Genomic DNA, 18,677 nt, shown 5'->3' with positions numbered 1-18,677 from the left:
GCCTTCATTCGCGCCGCGGACTGAGCTTCCATGTTGCCGCGAGGAGGCCCGCGGTCATCAATCCCGTAATCGGCGCGGCAATGGGAAGCGTCAGCGCCAGCGCCGCGGTTGCGGCCCATCCGATCGAGGAAAAGGCCTCGGCGAACGTCGCCAGCCGCGACGAGGTCTGACGGCGGCGAAACTGGCTGCGCCTCGCCTGCACCCGAAACCACAGCTGGATCGCGGTAGCCGATGCGGAAGCGATGATGATGCCGACCGCGGTGACCGCCGCCTGCAGCGGTGAAGCAAATAGCAGCGCGATGATCATCGGCGCGAAGATCACGCCGATCGCGATCAACACCACTTCGATCTTGGCGCGGGTTACGTGCGAGGGCGGCAGAGGTGCGGTCGCCACCAAATCGGCGGCGTCTTCGCCCGATATCGTCAACCAGGAGAGGCCACCTGCGAGTTGGCCTGCCGCCATCACGATAACAGGGGTGATCAGCACGATCGCCAAGGAACTGTCGGCGAAGCTTCGCCACAGCAGCAGTGCCGGCGGCACCAGATACAGCAGTTGCATCAGGGTCCGCGAGATCAGCCACGGATCGCGCCGCAGCAGTACAAATTCCTTGCGCCGCAACGCCTGCTGCCGCGAGCCCGCGCGGAACCCTCTTGGGCGGGAGCCTTGGCGGCCAGGTGTGGCATTCGCCGAAGCGCTGATGGCCGTGTCGGCAAACCGTGGCGAGAACATCGCCATCACGGCGCCGAGCAGGATGAGGCCGCCCGCTAACAGAGGCAACATCGCTTCGCTATCGCCCAGCGCTGCCCGTGCCGGCCACCACACGATGCTCTCAATATCAGGTGCAAACGCCGCCGCGGCGTCCGATGTCAGAACAGTAAACCGCGACAGCGTGCCGTAGGACATGATCGCCGCGATCTGGAGGGCGATCACGAAGCCGGCACCGATCGTTGCGGCGAGAATTTGCGCGACCAGTCGGGTCCGGTTCGGCCCGATCAATCGAAACAGCACGATGGTGACCACGATCGCAGCGGCTGCGGCCGTCAGACCGATGGCGATGACAACGCCATAAGCCGAGAACCACCTGATGCCACCGCCGATCACGAGAACGTCGACAAAGGGCGTCGACAACAACAGCGCCATCGCAATCACCGAGAGCGCAATCGCCGCGATGCGTACCGAAAACACGTCGGCTAACCGGACCGGCGAAGACATGATCAGATCGAGATCGGCGCGGGCGTAAAACACCCGCGTCACGGATTCGATGGCCTGCGACAGCATCAAGGCCCAGGCCAGGAAGATGGTCGCCGTGATGACGATGAGGGTGGATTTGTCGAGCGGCGCCGGCAGGTCCGCAAACCGGCCGACTACCGCATAGGCCGGCAGGTGCATGATCGCGGCAATGACTATCAGGCCAATGACCGCGCCGCGCTTTCGTCCGCGGCGGCCGCCCGTCATCATCGCGAGCCATTCGCGCCATGCCAGCCGCAGTTCGTGCCGGGCAAACCACGTAAGCGCTGTGGCTGAAGTCATGCGGCGGCAGCCTCGACATTGACGAGCGCAATGAACAGGTCTTCGAGGCTGGTATCGTTGTGCCCGTTCTGCTGACGCAACTCGGCCAAAGTGCCTTCGGCGACGAGCCGTCCCGCGGCGATGACGCCGATCCGGTCGGCCATGCGTTCGGCCACTTCGAGGATGTGCGTGGTCATGATGACGGTGCAGCCGGCGCGGACGCGATCGACGAGCAATCCCTTGACGTGGCGCGCGGAGACGGCGTCGAGGCCGGTGAGAGGTTCGTCCAGGATGATCAGACGGGGGTCGTGGACCAGGGCTCCCGCAAGCGCGACCTTCTGGCGCATGCCCTTGGAAAATCCCTCGCAGCGCTCGCGCAGATGCGGCTCAAGGCCGAGCGAGATGAGCAGATCATGCGCGCAGGGACCGGAAACGACGGGGTCGACGCCCCAGAGGCCGGCGACGAATTCGAGATATTCCACCGGCGTCAGCTTGTCGTAGATCATCGGCTCGTCGGAGACCCACGCCATCATCTGCTTGGCGGCAACGGGATCGCTGAGCGCGTCGATACCGAACACCGCCACCGAGCCGGCGTCGGGCCGCGAGAGCCCCGCCACCATGCGCAACGTCGTGGTCTTGCCGGCGCCGTTGGGTCCGACCAGCGCATAGAATTCGCCTGATCGCACAGTGAGATCGAGCGCATCGACCGCGAGGCGGTCAAAACGCTTTGTTAACCCTCGCACTTGCAGCGCGGACGGCTGTTCGGGCTTCATGATGTCGGGACAATCCATGTTTTGCTTTGCCGATGGACCATGGACCAAAAGATATTTCGGCGCGGTGAATCGAGTGCCGCAAATCCCGCCAATGCTCGCGGGCTTGCTCAAAGCTGCAACATTTGTCCGCAACGCGAACTCGGGACGGCAACGAGCGCTTGTTGACAGGGATCGGCGCTTTGGGCTGTATAATCGTCAACTGCTTGGAAGCTTTTCGACACAATCGGCGCTGAGCAGCGACCAGACGCAAGATGCGCCAGAGGCGATCGAAAAGAATCGCCGCCGCATCGGGGAGGGATGTCGGCAATGCTGGACTTCGTTCAGCAGTTGGTGAGTGGTATTGCGCTCGGCTGCGTCTACGGCTTGATCGCGCTGGGCTTCGTCCTTGTTTACAAGGCGACCGAGGTCGTGAACTTCGCCCAGGGCGACCTGATGATGCTGGGCGGGTTTTTCGCCTTCACCTTCATCGGCATGCTCGGGCTGAACTACTGGCTCGGATTTGCCGCGGCGGTCGCGGCGATGGCGCTGTTCGGCATGCTGGCGGAACGCGTGGTAGTGCGCCCGATCCTTGGCTATCCGCAATTCTCCATCATCATGGCGACCATCGGCCTCGGATATTTTCTGCGCTCCATCGTCGGCATGATCTGGGGCACCGACGACTTCAAGATCGAGACGCCGTTCAGCGAGGGCGTGTTGCGGATCGGCAGCCTGGTGCTGGCCTATGACAAACTCTCCGTGATCGCGGCCACCATCATCCTGTGCGCGCTGCTGTATCTATTTTTCAATCGAACCACACTCGGCACCGCCATGCGCGCGAGTTCGGAGAACATGCTGGCGGCCTATTATATGGGCATTCCGGTCAAGCGCGTGGTGTCGATCGTGTGGGCGATCAGCGCGGCGGTCGCGACCTGCGCCGGCGTGCTGCTCGCGCCGATCACCTTCATTCATTCCAATGTCGGCCTGGTGCTCGGGCTGAAGGCGTTTCCGGCCGCCGTGCTCGGCGGCTTCGGCTCAATCCCGGGTGCGGTGGTGGGCGGCGTGCTGATCGGCGTGATCGAGAGCATGGCCGGCTTCTATCTGCCGCAGGGATGGAAGGACGTCGCGCCCTACATCGTTCTGCTGGTGGTGTTGCTGCTCAAGCCCGAAGGCCTGTTCGGCATCCACATGCGCAAGAAAGTCTAGGGTTCAGCCATGCGCTTCATGTTCAAGACCGACTATGAAGACGACATCAGGCTGTTTCCGCACAGCGGCTACGTCGTTTCCTATGGAGTTCTGCTTGCGATTCTACTGATCGCGCCGTTCGTTCTCAGTAGCTATATCGTCAGTCAGTTGGTCTTCGTCTGCATCTACGCCACCGTCGGCGTTGGATTGATGATCCTGACCGGCTTCACCGGGCAGGCGTCACTGGGCCATGCCGCCTTTCTCGCCATCGGCGCCTATACGACCGCCTACCTGCAGCAATTCAACGTCCCTTTCCCGGTCTACTTTCTGGCCGCCGGGTTGCTGACCGGGGTAGTCGGTGCGCTTGTCGGCTTTCCCGCCTTGCGGCTACAGGGCATCTATCTCGTCATCGCCACGATCTCGTTTGGCTTCATTGTCGAGGAAATCCTGGCGCGCTGGGAAAGCGTGACGCACGGCAACGAGGGTATGCGCGTCAAGACCATTCAGTTGCTCGGCACGTCGGTGCCGCGTGACAGCCCGGCATTCTATTTTCTCTGTCTTGGCGTGTTGATTTTGACGATCGTCGGCACGCTCAATCTGTTGCGTTCGCCGACCGGCCGCGCGTTCGTCGCGATCCGCGACAGCGAGACGGCGGCGCGAAGCATGGGCGTCAACGTATCGCTCTACAAGGTCAAGTCGTTTGCGATCAGCGCTGCCATCACCGGGTTTGCCGGCTGCCTGTTCGCCCACAAACTGTCCTTCATCAGCCCCGAGATGTTCACGCTGCAGCTCTCGATCGAGTTCATCATCGTGATTCTGATCGGCGGCGCATTCAGCCCGCACGGCGCGGTGCTGGGGGCGATCTTCATCGTCATGATCGATCCGTTCCTGACGTACCTCAAGGACGACGTCCCCGGCGTCGTGGCCGCCGTGGCTGCCGCGCTTGGCGCAGGAAGCGAGCGCGCGGCCCACATTCAGAGCAATGTCGCCGCATTCGCTTCCGCCAACGGCCTGAAAGGCGCGATCTACGGGGTGATCATTGTCCTGTTCGTGTTGTTCGAGCCGCTCGGTCTTTACGGACGGTGGCTGAAGATAAAACTCTTCTTCCAGTTGTTCCCGCTCTACAAGCGCGCCACTTTCAAGCGGCAGAAGATCTACGTGAAATCGGAGCGGAACCGATGAGTTATTTCCGCGCCGAGAATCTGTCACTGCATTTCGGTGGGCTCAAAGCGGTCGATGCCGTCAGCTTCGCCGTGGAGAAGGGCGAGATCCTTTCCATCATCGGTCCCAACGGCGCGGGAAAAAGCTCGATCTTCAACCTGATTTCGCGGATCTACAGCCCGACGTCGGGCAGGATTTATTTCGAGGATCAGGACATCACCGACGAGCCGGCATTCGGCATCGCGAAACTCGGGATCGCCCGCACCTTTCAGAACATCGAACTGTTCGAGAATGCGACGGTGCTCAGCAATCTGCTGGTCGGCCGGCACCGCCATTCCACCACCCGGCTCTGGCAGGAACTATTGTTTCTGCCGAGCGTGCGCTCGACCGAGAAAGTCCATCGCCGCCGCGTCGAGCAAGTCATCGAATTCCTCGATCTCGCCCCCTATCGCGACAAGCTGATTTCCGGGCTGCCCTACGGCGTGCGAAAGGTGATCGAGCTGGCGCGGGCGCTGTGCTCCGAGCCGAAGCTGATCCTGCTCGACGAGCCGTCGTCCGGACTGAACGTCGAGGAGACCGACGACATGTCGTTCTGGATCCGCGACATGAAGACCGAGCTCGGCGTCACCGTGCTGATGGTCGAGCACGACATGACGCTGGTGAACCGCGTCTCCGACCGCGTGATCGCGCTGAACTACGGCAAGGTGCTGGCGATGGGATCGCCGTCCGAGGTGCAGGTCCATCCCGACGTCGTCGCCGCCTATCTGGGTGCCTAAGGATGAGCGCTCCCGACATCATCCTGAAACTCAGCAACATCGAGAGCTACTACGGGCCGATCATGGCCATTCGCGGCATCAGTCTCGAGGTCCCGCGCGGCCGGATCGTCACCCTGCTCGGCGCCAACGGCGCCGGCAAGACCACCGTGCTCAAGACCATTTCTGGCATTCTCGACCCGCAGAAGGGCTCCATCGAATTTCTCGGTAAGCCGATCCACCGCATGGAAGCCGACAAGATCGTGCGGCTGGGCGTAAGCCATGTGCCCGAGGGGCGCGAGGTGTTTCCTTTCCTGAGCGTGCGCGAGAACCTGATGATGGGTGCCTATCCGCGCAAGGACCGTGACGGCGTCGCCGATGATCTCGAGCGGGTCTACGGATATTTTCCGCGGCTCAGGGAACGGCTCAACCAGCCGGCCGGCCAGCTCTCGGGCGGCGAGCAGCAGATGCTCGCGATCGGGCGCGCATTGATGAACCGGCCGACGCTTTTGCTGCTCGACGAGCCCTCGCTCGGCCTGTCGCCGATCCTGGTGAAGGAGATCTTCGCCATCATCCGCCGCGTCAACGAAGAGCAGAGCATGTCGATCCTGCTGGTCGAGCAGAACGCCAAGGTCGCGCTGGAGACGGCGCATTACGGCTATGTTCTGGAAATCGGCCGGGTGGTCATGAACGACACCTGCGACCGGCTGATGCATTCCAAGGATATTCAGGAATTCTATCTCGGCGCCAAGGAAGCGGGCGCGCGGGGCGATCGGCGCTGGAAGAAGAAGAAAACTTGGCGTTGAAAAGGACTTGGCGTTTAATGCAGGTGCTGCCTCGGGAAAAAGACTGGCTGTCAAAGCCAGCGTCCGAAGCGGGCCAGGAGAGGGAGGAGCGGGCATGGCCAGACCGGCGGTGCTGACTGTCGCGGACACGATCGCGAAGAGCTTTCTGCTTGCAGCGGAAATCCGCGGCGACCGGCCGGCGATCCGCGAGAAGAAGTTCGGCGTCTGGCAGCCGACCAGCTGGCGGCAATGGCTGCAGCTATCGAAGGAAATTGCCTACGGACTGCACGCCACCGGCTTTCGGCCGGGGGACGTCGCCTCGATCATTGGCAACGCGGTGCCGGAATGGGTGTTTGCCGATATGGGCATCCTGTGTGCCGGCGGCGTTTCATCCGGCATCTATCCGACCGATTCCGCGGCCCAGGTGGAATATCTCATCAATGACTCCGTTACCCGGGTGATTTTCGCCGAGGACGAAGAGCAGCTCGACAAGATCCTGTCGTGCCGTGTGCGCTGTCCGACTTTGCAGAAGATCGTCGTCTTTGACATGGAGGGCTTGGCCGGATTCAGCGACCCGATGGTGTTGTCGTTGGCCGAGTTCATGGCGCTGGGGCGCAATCACATCCGGAACCGCGAAACCCTTTGGGACGAGATGATCGCGAGCCGCGGCGCCAGCGATCTCGCTATCCTGGTCTACACCTCCGGCACGACGGGCCCGCCCAAAGGCGCCATGCATTCCAACCGCGGCGTCACGCACCAGATGCGCCATGCCAACGATCTGCTTCCCTCCACCGACAGCGAAGAACGCCTCGTCTTCCTGCCGCTCTGCCACGTCGCCGAACGGGTCGGCGGCTATTACATCCCGGTAGCCTTGGGATCGGTGATGAATTTCGCCGAAAGCCCGGAAACGGTGCCCGACAATCTCCGCGAGGTGCAGCCTACCGCGTTTCTGGCGGTGCCGCGGATCTGGGAGAAATTCTATTCAGGCATCACGATTGCGCTGAAGGATGCGACTCCGTTCCAGAACTGGACGTACCGCCGCGCGCTGGCCATCGCCTATCGCATGACCGATTGCAGGCTCCAGGGGGATACGCCGTCCCTGTCGTTGCGTCTTCTCAACCGGGCCGCCTACTGGCTGGTGTTCCGCAACATCCGGCGCATGCTCGGACTGGATCGTTGTCGCCTGGCATTCACCGGTGCTGCGCCGATCTCGCCGGACCTGATCCGCTGGTATCTCGCGCTCGGCATCGACATGCGCGAGGTCTACGGCCAGACCGAAAATTGCGGGGTTGCCACCCTGATGCCGTCGGACCGCGTCAAGCTCGGTTCGGTCGGGAAGGCCGTACCGTGGGGCGAGGTCAGTATTTCGCCTCAGGGCGAGATCTTGATCAGGGGCGATTTCCTGTTCATGGGTTACGTCAACCAGCCCGAAAAGACCGCCGAGACCATCGACGCCAAGGGATGGCTGCACACCGGCGACGTCGGCTCGATCGACAATGAGGGCTTCGTCAAGATTACCGACCGGATGAAGGACATCATCATCACCTCAGGCGGCAAGAACATCACGCCGTCGGAAATTGAGAACCAGCTGAAATTCTCGCCCTACATTTCGGACGCCGTGGTGATCGGCGACAAGCGGCCCTATTTGACCTGCCTCATCATGATCGACCAGGAGAATGTCGAGAAGTTCGCCCAGGACCACGACATCCCCTTCACCAATTACGCGAGCCTGTGCCGGGCGGCGGAAATCCAGGAGCTGGTCCAGCGCGAGGTCGATGCGGTGAACGTCAATTTCGCGCGCGTGGAAACCATCAAGAAGTTCTTTCTGATCGAACGTCAGCTGACGCCTGAGGACGAGGAACTGACGCCGACCATGAAGCTGAAGCGGAATTTCGTGAATAAGCGCTACGCGATCGAAATCGACGCCATGTATGGCGAGCGGGCGGTGGCGTAAGCAGCGAGCGGTTTGAACACGGCGAAGGACTGAAGGGCCCCACCCTTCGCTCAACACGGGCCAACGAAGAGGAGGCTTAGAATGTCGAAATCGTTCAAGGCGCTGGGCTTTGCGGTGAGCGCCGTTGCGCTGACCCATCTGCCTGCGGCGGCGCAGACCAAGATCACCAACGAAGGCATCTCGGCGACCGAGATCGTCATCGGTACCCACCAGGACTTGTCGGGCCCGATCAAGGTATGGGGTGTTCCGGTTTCCAACGGCATGAAAATGGCGGTCGAGGAAATCAATGCGGCCGGCGGCATCAACGGCCGCAAACTCAAGCTGATCGTCGAGGATAACGGCTACGATCCGAAGAAAGCGGTGCTGGCGTCACAGAAGATGGTCGAGCGCGACAAGATCTTCGCCATGGTCGGCCCGATGGGTTCGCCGACGGTGCTCGCCGCGCAGGACATATTGTTCGATGCCGGCGTATTGCAGCTGTTTCCGCTGACGGCAGCCGAATTCACCTTCAAGTTCGACCCGGCCAAGCCGCAGGAAAGGCTGAAGTTCAACAACCTGTTGCCCTACGTCGAGAGCACCCGCGCCGCGCTCAAATACATGATGGAGGCGAAGAACTTCAAGAAACCGTGCGTCCTGCATCAGGACGATGAGTACGGGAAAAACGTGCTCGACGGATTCACCCAGCAGCTCGGGGCGATGAAAGTGACGCCGGCCTCGATCACCAGCTACAAGCGCGGAGCATCCGACTTCAGCGCGCAGATCGCCAAGATGAAATCCGACGGTTGCGATATGGTCCTGCTCGGCACGGTGATCCGCGAGACCATCGGTGCCATGAGCGAAGCCAAGAAGCTCGGCTGGGACGTGACCTTCCTCGGCGCCACGCCGACCAACGTGCTTGAAGTGCCGGCCCTCGGCAAGGAAGCCGTGGAAGGGCTCTATGCCGCGTCCGGCTTCGAGATTCCTTACGAGGATACGGCCAAGGGCAAGGTGAAGGACTGGCTGGTCAACTACAAGAAGATGTTTGGCACCGACGCCAACACCCAGGCTATCATCGGTCACAACGCGGTGATGACGTTCTCTTACTATGCGAACAAGGCCGGCAAGGACCTGACCGGCCAGAGGATGCTTGATGCCCTGGAGTCCGGCGACAAGTTTCTGGACATCTTCAACTCGCCGCCGACCAAGTTCTCCAAGACCGATCACCTCGCCAATACGATCACGCAAGTCCAGCAGATCAAGAACGGCCGCTGGGTACTGATGAAGGACAGCCTCTCGTTCTAACGAGAACCTTTGGCTCGCAAGGACCGAGGGCTGCGCGCGGGTCCCGCATGCAGCCCTCCCGATTTTTCGAGGCCTGCATCTTCGGGCGCACCGCCTCCGCCGCAAGAGGTAACATCGGCTGTCGCGCCGACGCGCGCGTGTATTCAACCGCCCTGAGCAAACGGCTTATTATCGCTTCCGAAGCACCTTCAGCAGCACATCCGAGGATCGTCGGCTCACGCGGCGGAAGATAGCTGAGGCCAGCCGCCCGAGCGTCAATCTCTTTGAGGACCGTCTCGCCGCCTCAGGGCTAAACCCCGGAAGCGTTGTGCGCGTCTTTTCCGGTCCGGTTCGCCATTCTAGTTCGAAGATGAGATCAAGCCGGGCTGGACAGCCAAGGTCAGCGCTATGGAGGGCGCGAGATCAGGCTGCGGTGCGATCGCTAGCAGGGGTGTGTCGACATACTGCATGACGCCCGCCTGGTCGATGACAAACAACGGCCGGTAGTTCCTGATATGCGCGTCCTCGATCATCGCCATGTGGCGGTTGTCCAGCGTGAGCCACTGCCCGTCCAGCCGCGCGGCCGTGACGGCGTGGTCCTCACCGCGGATGGTGTCGCGCATGATCACGATCCGCAGATCGTCCGGCGAGATGCCGGCCTGGCGCAATGCGACCAATTTTGCGATCGCGTAGTCTTCGCAATCCCCGGCGCCGTTCGCGAATGTGACGAGCGGCGAACTCCAGACGTCGATCGAGCCGTACTGAGCCAGATCGCTCATTGACCTGATCGCCAGGTTGATCGCGCGATTGATCTCGCCAAGGCGGGCACGTCCCTCACGGCCTCTCGCATTGTCCACGATGGCGAGAAATTGCAGGGCGGCCGGAGACACGCAGCGATCACGGTCGCCCTCGCAAAGCGCCAGCTGCACCCGTTCGTCGTCGAGCTTGCGCTCAACCCCCAGCCATTTTTCCCGCAACGCTCCCGCCGACAAGGTTGAAACGAAAAGCCCGAACGGTTCGGCGGATCTTCCGGCCAGTTCTGTTGATTCCCTCGAATCGAGCGTGCCGGCTGCGAGGTCTGCTGCCGGCCCGAACCAAGCCATGCCGCAACCGAGTACAACGGCACGCCATGCGTGCGAGTGACCTGATATCCCCATCTGACGCCCCATGTCCGGGCTTCGGCGAGGCTCATTAACCCGCTCGTGACCGGATCGTTTCGCAGGGGATGATGGGCGGCGGGGCTTTTATTCTGCTTAAGGTCGGCCGACTTGGGCTGGAAAGCGCGAAACAGCCTGAAATCCGTCTCGCTAGTTTGTTGAAAATTTTATGGATCGCCTGTTCTGGGAGCAAAAGCGCATTGCCAGGGGCCGAACAGGCGTGTCATGGTTATTTTTTCGTTGATTTCCACTGGATATGGCTAATTTGGCGGAACAGCTCGCCCTGTTTATCTAGATCATAGTTTTGGTTGGGAAATTTGACGGAATATTCCTGTAAGGTGATGCAGGGAAAGAGATGATACAAGTATAGGTACCCATTCTATAGGACAAACTACATTAGCCGGCCTGATCTCTTATTACCAAGGCCGCGTATATCTGCCCGAAACCGCTCTGAATACATCAGCGCTCAAGCTTTGAGCGAGCAGATATTTCGCAGCGTCCTGCCAAAGCGAAGCTTGCACAAGACTTGCCCAAGCAAGGGATGGTTTCGCAATACGGTTCACGATGGTATGCAGGCTTTTAGACTTCGAAGTTATTTAAGTATTAACCTTTTTTTGGTGGCCCTTTGAATTTTGCTGGCAAATTTGACGCCAAGCTGCCTGCTGACGTCCCAGGCTCGCTTTCCCATGCCCACGTCCACGTCGAGACCCTTTCTGCGTCTGCCGGGCATGCCCCGTCGGACGCCATTATCGTCCCTGACGTCCAGCTGCTTTTCAACGGAGATTTCAAGCGGTCCGGCCTTGACCTGATCCTTTCCAAGGACGATCACGAACTGGTCCTGCAGGACTACTTCAAGGGCGAGAAGCGGGCTGCCTTGTCGTCCCCCGATGGCGCCCATCTCACCGGCGACATCGTCAACGCGCTGACGGGGCACGTCCAATATGCGCAGGCCGACGGCAGCGCGAGCGCCGGCAAGGTCATCGGCCATGTTACCAAGCTCGTCGGCACCGCGACTGCCATTCGTAACGGCGTCTCGATCATCCTGAACAACGGCGACAACGTCGAAAAAGGCGACGTGGTTCAGGCCGGCTCCGACTCGATGCTCGGCATCACCTTCATCGACGGCACCGTATTCGCTCTCTCGTCGAATGCGAGAATGGTGCTCAACGACATGGTCTACGACGCCAACGGGTCGAACAATTCCTCGCTGCTCAGTCTGGTGGCGGGGACCATCTCGTTCGTCGCCGGCGAGACCGCAAAACACGGCGACATGAAGGTTACAACGCCGGTCGCAACTATGGGCATCCGCGGCACCGCGGTGCTGGTGGAAATCGGATTCGAAATTCCCGTTACAGATCCCAATACTGGTACGCAATCATCGATTCCCGTCAAATTCCAGGTTCTGCAGGAGCCGAACGGCACGGTCGGCTCCTATGTATTGTATGCCAAGAACGATTTGACCTACTCGAATCCGATCGCAACGATCAGCCGAGCCGGAGAGGTCACCAGCTACAGCGCGAACGGCAATCTTTCTGTGGCGCAGGTAACCCAGCTCGCGCCCGAAGCGAAGGCGATCATCGATGCGGCGCTGGGTCAATATTTCCCGAACTATACGCCCAGCGCCAATCCCCAGGGCACCACACCCAACGGCTCGACTCCGCCCAACCCCGTCGTTCCTCCGCCGTCGCCCCCGGAAAAGGTGCCTCTCAATCCGACCGGCACGCCGACGCCTGCGCCGATCAACTACAATGCTCCTAACCCCGCAAATCCCGATGTACCCATCGTCAAGACGGTTGACGTCATCATAACCCCGCTGAACACGCCGCCGACATTCAACGTGACGCCGGTGGTCAATGTAATCACGCCGGTCGTCGCCGACCCCATAATCAGGATTCCGGATCAGGTGACGGGCACTGATCCCGATCCCAATGACGTCGTCGTGAAATACGTTCCAGGCAGCGGCAGGATTGTCTCCGCTGTCGGCCCGGCTTACGCACCGGCTGGAGTTGATCTCAAGAGCCTTGTGCTTCTGAATCAGGCGACCGGCGATGTTACTTATAATTCCCCAAGCTTCGCCTTCCTCAAGGCGGACGATCAGGTCGTCGTCACCGTCAGTTTCGACGTGAGTTCCGGACCGGACACCATCCACCAATTTTTGACGGTGACCATCGTTGGCGTCAACGACGCGCCGACGATTACAGCGGCTACTTTGACGGTGTCTCAGGGCGGCACGGTGCTGGTCACGGCGAGCAATATTGGCGTAATCGATCCGGACAACACGGACCTGACGTTTGCGGTTTCGAACGTCAGTTCCGGCGACAAGTTTCAGGTGCTCGACGGCAGCACCTGGGTCGACGCCACAACCTTTACCACCGCGGATCTCGCCGCCGGCCACGCCCGGTTTGTCCAGGGAGGTAGCTTCACGGCCCCGACATTCTCGATCCAGGCCAACGATGGCAGTGTGCTTCACAACCTCAGCAACGTTTTTACAGGTGTCGTCAATTTTGTGCCTGTCGCAGGCGCGATCCTCGGCGATGACAGCAACAACATTCTCGTGGGCACGCCCGGGAATGACGTATTCGAAGGTTTCGGCGGCAACGACCAGCTGCAAGGTGGCGGCGGCCGCGACAAGGCGCTCTACGCCGATGCGACGGCGGGGATTACGGTCCATCTTGCCGCGGGCACAGTTCATGGCACCGCGGCCGACGACCTCGCGTCGATCGGCACGGATACGCTGCAATCGATCGAATATATAGTGGGAAGCAATTTCGACGATACGTTCGATGCGACGGGTTTTTCTAATACCAGCAACAATGCCGGCAGCGTTCCGACGGCGGGTCGTTTCAGCGGCTCAATCACCAATTTTTTCGAGGGTCTGGGCGGCGACGATCACATCATCGGCAATGGCGCCACGCAGATTGCCTATGATCATGCGTCAGCCGGCGTCACGGTGGATCTAGCGGCCGGGACCGGCCACGGTACGGCGCTGGGTGACGTTGCCGGGGTCGGCAATGACGACTTCAGCGGCGTGACTGGAGTTCGTGGCTCCGCCTTCGCTGATCGTTTAAGCGGCAACGATGACCAGAAAGGCGTTGACGTCTTCTACGGTGGCGCAGGCGATGATTGCATCGACGGCCGGGCTGGCTACGACCTCGTGGTGTATAAGCCGCTCGTAGATAACACGGTTACCGGCGGGATTACCGTCGACATGGCGGCCGGTACCGTGCTTGGCGACTCATCGGTCGGCAATGACACCCTGCGTTCGATCGAGGCCATCCGGGGTACCGACTTCAACGACAACTATAATGCGGCGGGCTTCGGCAGCAGCGGCGCCAATGTCGGCAGTCTTGGTGCCTTCAATCAATTTGAAGGCATGGGCGGCAACGATGTCATCACCGGCAATAACCTCACTACCGTTGAATATACGAACACCTTGGCGGGCGTCACGGTCGATATCGCCGCTGGCAATGCCCACAGTACCGCCGCAGGCGATGCCGCTGGCATCGGCGTCGACACCTTCAGTGGAGTCAACGGCGTTCGCGGATCCGAATACGAGGATTTTCTTTACGGTAGCAACAACCCCTTGGGAACCGCTGAGAACTTCACCGGTGGTGGTGGCGATGACACCATCGACGGCCGCGGCGGATTCGATCGCGCGATTTATTCCTCGACCATTGCAGACCGCGGCGCCGGCGGCATCACCGTCAACCTGGCGCTAGGCACGGTCGTTGGCATCGATGCTCTCGGCATCGCTGCTGTCGGCAGCGATATCTTGAAATCGATTGAAGGGGTCCGCGGAACCAATTTCAACGATATCTACAACGCGGCCGGATTTGGTGGCGCCAGCACCAATGCCGGATCGTTCGGAACCTTCAACGAATTCGAAGGCATGGATGGCGACGATTTCATTTCGGGCAACGGCAACACCAAGGTCGCGTTTTACAATGCACTGGCAGGTGTGACCGTCAATCTCGCAACCGGCTCGGCGCGGGACTCAGCCGATTATGCAGCCGGGACCACACTTGATCTCGCGGGGATCGGCAAGGACACCATAACGCTAGGCACCGTCAACGCGGTGGCCGGATCGGCATTTGCCGACAGCATTACCGGAGACGATGCGGCGAACATCCTCACTGGCGGCGGCGGCAACGATGCCATCGACGGCGGTGCCGGCACCGACCTCGCGGTGTTTTCCGGAGCGATGGCGAACTATTCGATCTCGTTCAGTGCGGGACAAATCCAGGTCACGGATGCGGCTGCCGGCAGGGACGGCACCGACACTCTTTCCAATGTCGAGGCTTTGCAGTTTACCGACGGCACCGTTCTCGTTGCGTCGGGGACCTCAGTCAGCCCGATCGATCTTGCGGCGCTCACCCAGGGGATCCCGCTAAATTCCGTAACGACGCGGACGGGCGGCGCGAACGATTTCGTCCGTGTCAACTCGGCTATGAACGGCCTTCTGATCGATCTCGGCGCCGGTACGGGCGATACGGTGCTGCTGGGATCGCCGGGCTCCTATTCTCTCAATCTCGCCGATGTCGAGAAGGTCGGCGGTACTTCGGGTGACGACACGGTCACCCTGCAAAAGAATGCGGACGGCCTCGCGGTCGATCTTGGCGCGGGGAACAATACGATTTATCTCGCCGGCGGCAGCAATACGCTGAGCGCGGTCAACGTTCAGAACATCAACGGCACCGATTTCAGCGGCGCCGCCCCATCCAACGACACCCTTACCCTGCTGAACAATGTCAGCGGTGTGTCCATTAACCTGGCGCAGGGCGCCAACACCCTCAATCTCGCGGCCGGCAGCAATACGCTGGCCAATGCGTTCGGCGTGCAAACAATCAAGGGGACTGCGTCCGGCGACTCGCTGACACTTGCGAATGCCTTCAATATGCCGACACTTGCGAATACCTTCAATATCACGGTCGATCTCGCCGAAGGCGTTGATACGCTGACAGTGACTTCGGGCGCAGGTTTATTCCCAACCTTGAAACTGGTAGGCGTCGAGTACCTCGCCGGGACCTCGGATGATAATTACATCACGCTGATGGACAAGGTCGACGGGCTGAACGTCGATCTGGGCCAGGGCAACGACACGCTTATGCTGGCCAATGGCATCAACAGCGTCAGTGTCACGAACGTTGAGACCATCAGCGCAAGCGATTTTCCTGGCGGACCGGCGTCCAGCGATACGCTCACCTTGCTCAACAATGTGACCGGTGTTTCCGTCGATCTCAAGGGCGGCACCAACACGCTGAATCTGCACGCGGGCATCAATTCGCTGGCCGGTGTGTTCAATGTCCAGTCGATCCATGGCTCGGCCTCGAGCGATACGCTGACGTTGGGAGAAGCAAACGGCACCACCATCGATCTGGGCGCCGGCAACGACACGCTGAACCTTGGTCCAGCTACGTCCGGAGTGACGTTCGTCTATGCCGACAATGGTGGCGCCGACGTGGTTTCCGGCTTCAATCAAGGCGACAAGATCGATTTGACCGGGATCGCCGGCGTCCACTCGCTGGCCGATTTGAACGTGACGCAGTACGGGGCAGATACCGTCATCAATTTCGGCAACGGAAACTCGCTGACGCTTACGGGCGTGACAGCTACCGGCCTGGTCGCGCAGGATTTCGTGTTTGCCCCGAACCACGCGCCGACGCTTGCGAATGTCGATAAAACGATCAATGACACGGCTTACGCCGACACGTTCGGCACGGTAACCGGAGCGTTGATCGGCCATGATTCGGATGTTGGACAGACTTTGTCCTATGCGGCCATCGACGGCACGGGCGACGCGGTCAATACAGGCATCGCCGGTGTTTATGGCACACTGACGGTCAACAGCAACGGCAGCTACAACTATGTTCCAAATGCCACCGCGATCAATGCGGCGCCAGCCGGCGCCTTCAGCGATACGTTCAGCATTGTCACGTCTGACGGCATGGCGACGACGGAGGCGACGCTGACCGTTCACGTCAACGGCGTGAACGACACGCCGGTCGCGAATGACGACACGCTCGCGCTATCGACGCCTGCCGGCGGCGGCTGGAGCTTCAATTCCGCGAACGGTCATTTTTATCGGCTGGTCGCTTCCAATGTGAGTTGGACCGAGGCCAACGACGACGCGCAATCGGACGGCGCGTATCTCGCGACCATTACCAGTCAGGCTGAACAGGATTTTGTTCACGCCCTGACGGATGGAGTGGGGGGCTGGCTTGGTGGCTACAGCTCGGATGCATCTCAGGTGGCGACATGGCAATGGGTGACTGGACCGGAGACAGGCGCCCACTTCGTTTACCAGAACTGGAACTTCGGCGAGCCCAGCGGTTGGGAATATGACCCCCCGGAAGGTCTCCACCTCCAGGGCAGCGGAGGCTGGAACGACGTACCGACAACGCCGGACTGGCATGGCGGCTATGTCGAGGAGTGGGGCGGCAGGCCGAGCGATGCTAATGTCGGCGAGGATTCTACGCTGACGATTGCGACCTCCACCTTGCTGGCCAATGACGCCGACGCTGATTCCAGTGATCACCCAACGATCGTTTCGGTGAGTGCGACCAGCGCCGACGGCGCGCTGGTGACTGTGTCGGGAACGACCATCAGCTACGACCCGACGCATGCCGTCGCGCTGCAGGCGCTCAAGGCAGGCGAGACGACGACTGACACTTTCACCTACACCATCGACGATGGCCATGGCGGGACCGACACCGCGACGGTGACGCTGGTCGTCGCCGGTATCAACGACGCGCCCGACTTCACGGGCGAAGACCGCGCGTCGATCTACGTGGCGAGTGGGGCGGAGGTTGCGCTCGTAGATGACGTCTCGGCGAGCGATATCGACAGCATCAACTACGCCGGCGGCTCGTTGACTGCGACGGTGACGGATGGTTTCCATGTCGGCGATGCGCTGTCGATCGCCAACGACGGCGTCATCTCGGTCGCCAGCGGCGGCATCGTGATGTTCGATGCGGACGGTTACGGCGGCGAAGCGGCCGTTCTAATCGGCACGCGGTCGGTTGGCGGTACCAGCCTGACGGTGACGCTGAATGCCAACGCCGACGATGCGGCGATCAAAGCATTGACCGAAGCGATCCGCTTCGAGACGTGGGACTCGACCGAGGTCGACCGCACGGTGACGTTCACGCTCAACGATGGCGACGGCATCGCCAACGGCGGCGATGCCTCGACCTCGTTCGATGCGACGGTCCATTTTGTGCCAACGTCCCCCAACCAGGCGCCGCTTGCAGTTGACGACACCAATTCGGGCCATGAGGACACCACCGTCACCGGCACGGTCGCGAGCAACGACAGTGACGTCGATGACGGTGAGACGGCGACGCTGATCTATATGCAGACCAGCGCGGTCGCCGGCCTCACAATCAATGAAGACGGCAGCTACAGCTTCGACGCCGGCGATGCCGCCTACCAGCATCTGGCGGCGGGTGTGACGATGGATGTGGTGGCGAGCTACACCGTCACCGACGTTCACGGGGCGTACTCGACCGGGAGTCTGACGATCACGCTGACCGGCACCAACGACGCGCCGGTTGCAGTTGACGGCAGCAATTCGGGCTATGAGGACACCACCATCACCGGTACGGTCGCGAGCGACGACAGTGACGTCGATGATGGCGAGACGGCGACGCTGACCTATGCGCAGACCGGTGCGGTCGCCGGCCTCACGATCAATTCAGACGGCAGCTACAGCTTCGACGCCGGCGACGCCGCCTACCAGTACCTTGCTGCGGGTGCGACCATGGATGTGGTGGCGAGCTACACCGTCACCGATATCCACGGGGCGGACTCGACCGGGAGCCTGACGATCACGCTGACCGGCGTCAACGACCCCCCGACCGGATCGGTAACGATCAGCGGGACGGCGCAGGAGAACCAGGTGCTGACGGCGTCGAACATGCTGGCGGACGCCGATGGTCTCGGGGCGATCAGCTACCAGTGGCAGCGCGACGGCATCGATATTGGCGGCGCCACCGGCACCACCTATACGCTGGGCAATGCCGATGTCGGGCATACCATCGATGTGGTGGCGCACTACACCGACGGCCATGGCACGCTGGAGAGCGTGGCCAGTGCGGCGACGGCGGCGGTGACCAACGTCAACGACGCGCCAACGGGATCGGTGACGATCAGCGGGACGGTGCAG

At 61.0% G+C, this 18,677-nt stretch carries 10 protein-coding genes; 7 read left to right on the top strand and 3 right to left on the bottom strand.

Annotation, left to right across the window (positions count from 1 at the left end; translation table 11 throughout):
* Window positions 1-4: 4 nt before the first annotated feature.
* A complete protein-coding gene (locus tag N554_RS0134250) occupies window positions 5-1,531 on the bottom strand; it encodes a hypothetical protein (protein ID WP_029587568.1) in 1,527 nt (508 codons plus the stop codon).
* On the bottom strand, window positions 1,528-2,283 hold the full coding sequence (locus tag N554_RS0134245; RefSeq protein ID WP_029587567.1) for an ABC transporter ATP-binding protein: 756 nt from the start codon (window positions 2,281-2,283) through the stop codon (window positions 1,528-1,530). The genes N554_RS0134250 and N554_RS0134245 overlap by 4 nt, the downstream gene beginning before the upstream one ends.
* Before the next feature lie 306 nt (window positions 2,284-2,589).
* On the opposite strand from N554_RS0134245, the gene N554_RS0134235 reads away from it, so the two are divergent.
* From N554_RS0134235 to N554_RS0134210, 6 genes are all read left to right on the top strand, one after another.
* On the top strand, window positions 2,590-3,465 hold the full coding sequence (locus N554_RS0134235) for a branched-chain amino acid ABC transporter permease (protein WP_029587565.1): 876 nt from the start codon (window positions 2,590-2,592) through the stop codon (window positions 3,463-3,465).
* A 9-nt stretch (window positions 3,466-3,474) separates the two neighbouring features.
* Complete coding sequence (locus N554_RS0134230; RefSeq protein WP_029587564.1) at window positions 3,475-4,626, top strand: branched-chain amino acid ABC transporter permease; 1,152 nt, start codon at window positions 3,475-3,477, stop codon at window positions 4,624-4,626.
* Window positions 4,623-5,381, top strand: a complete 759-nt coding sequence (locus tag N554_RS0134225; RefSeq protein ID WP_029587563.1) for an ABC transporter ATP-binding protein — start codon at window positions 4,623-4,625, stop codon at window positions 5,379-5,381. The genes N554_RS0134230 and N554_RS0134225 overlap by 4 nt, the downstream gene beginning before the upstream one ends.
* Window positions 5,382-5,383: 2 nt before the next feature.
* Entirely contained in the window at window positions 5,384-6,163 is a 780-nt protein-coding gene (locus N554_RS0134220; RefSeq protein ID WP_029587562.1) for an ABC transporter ATP-binding protein, read from the top strand.
* A gap of 94 nt (window positions 6,164-6,257) precedes the next feature.
* The gene (locus N554_RS0134215; protein WP_029587561.1) at window positions 6,258-8,096 is read left to right on the top strand and encodes an AMP-dependent synthetase/ligase; all 1,839 of its coding nucleotides are present in this window, start codon (window positions 6,258-6,260) and stop codon (window positions 8,094-8,096) included.
* Between the two features lie 81 nt (window positions 8,097-8,177).
* Window positions 8,178-9,377, top strand: a complete 1,200-nt coding sequence (locus N554_RS0134210; protein ID WP_029587560.1) for an ABC transporter substrate-binding protein — start codon at window positions 8,178-8,180, stop codon at window positions 9,375-9,377.
* A 338-nt stretch (window positions 9,378-9,715) separates the two neighbouring features.
* On the opposite strand, the gene N554_RS0134205 is transcribed toward N554_RS0134210, so the two are convergent.
* Window positions 9,716-10,513: a transglutaminase-like cysteine peptidase gene (locus N554_RS0134205; RefSeq protein WP_081851558.1), complete on the bottom strand. Its 798-nt coding sequence runs from the start codon at window positions 10,511-10,513 to the stop codon at window positions 9,716-9,718.
* A gap of 625 nt (window positions 10,514-11,138) precedes the next feature.
* Here N554_RS0134205 and N554_RS37020 point away from each other — a divergent pair.
* Window positions 11,139-18,677, top strand: a 7,539-nt coding sequence (locus N554_RS37020; protein ID WP_036055067.1) for a VCBS domain-containing protein, incomplete at its 3' end; no start/stop codon positions are given.

This window comes from Bradyrhizobium sp. URHD0069, from assembly GCF_000701345.1.
Taxonomy (GTDB): Bacteria; Pseudomonadota; Alphaproteobacteria; order Rhizobiales; family Xanthobacteraceae; genus Bradyrhizobium.
The sequence above is the reverse complement of the archived record's forward strand: the minus strand, read 5'-3'. Positions and strand labels throughout refer to the sequence as shown.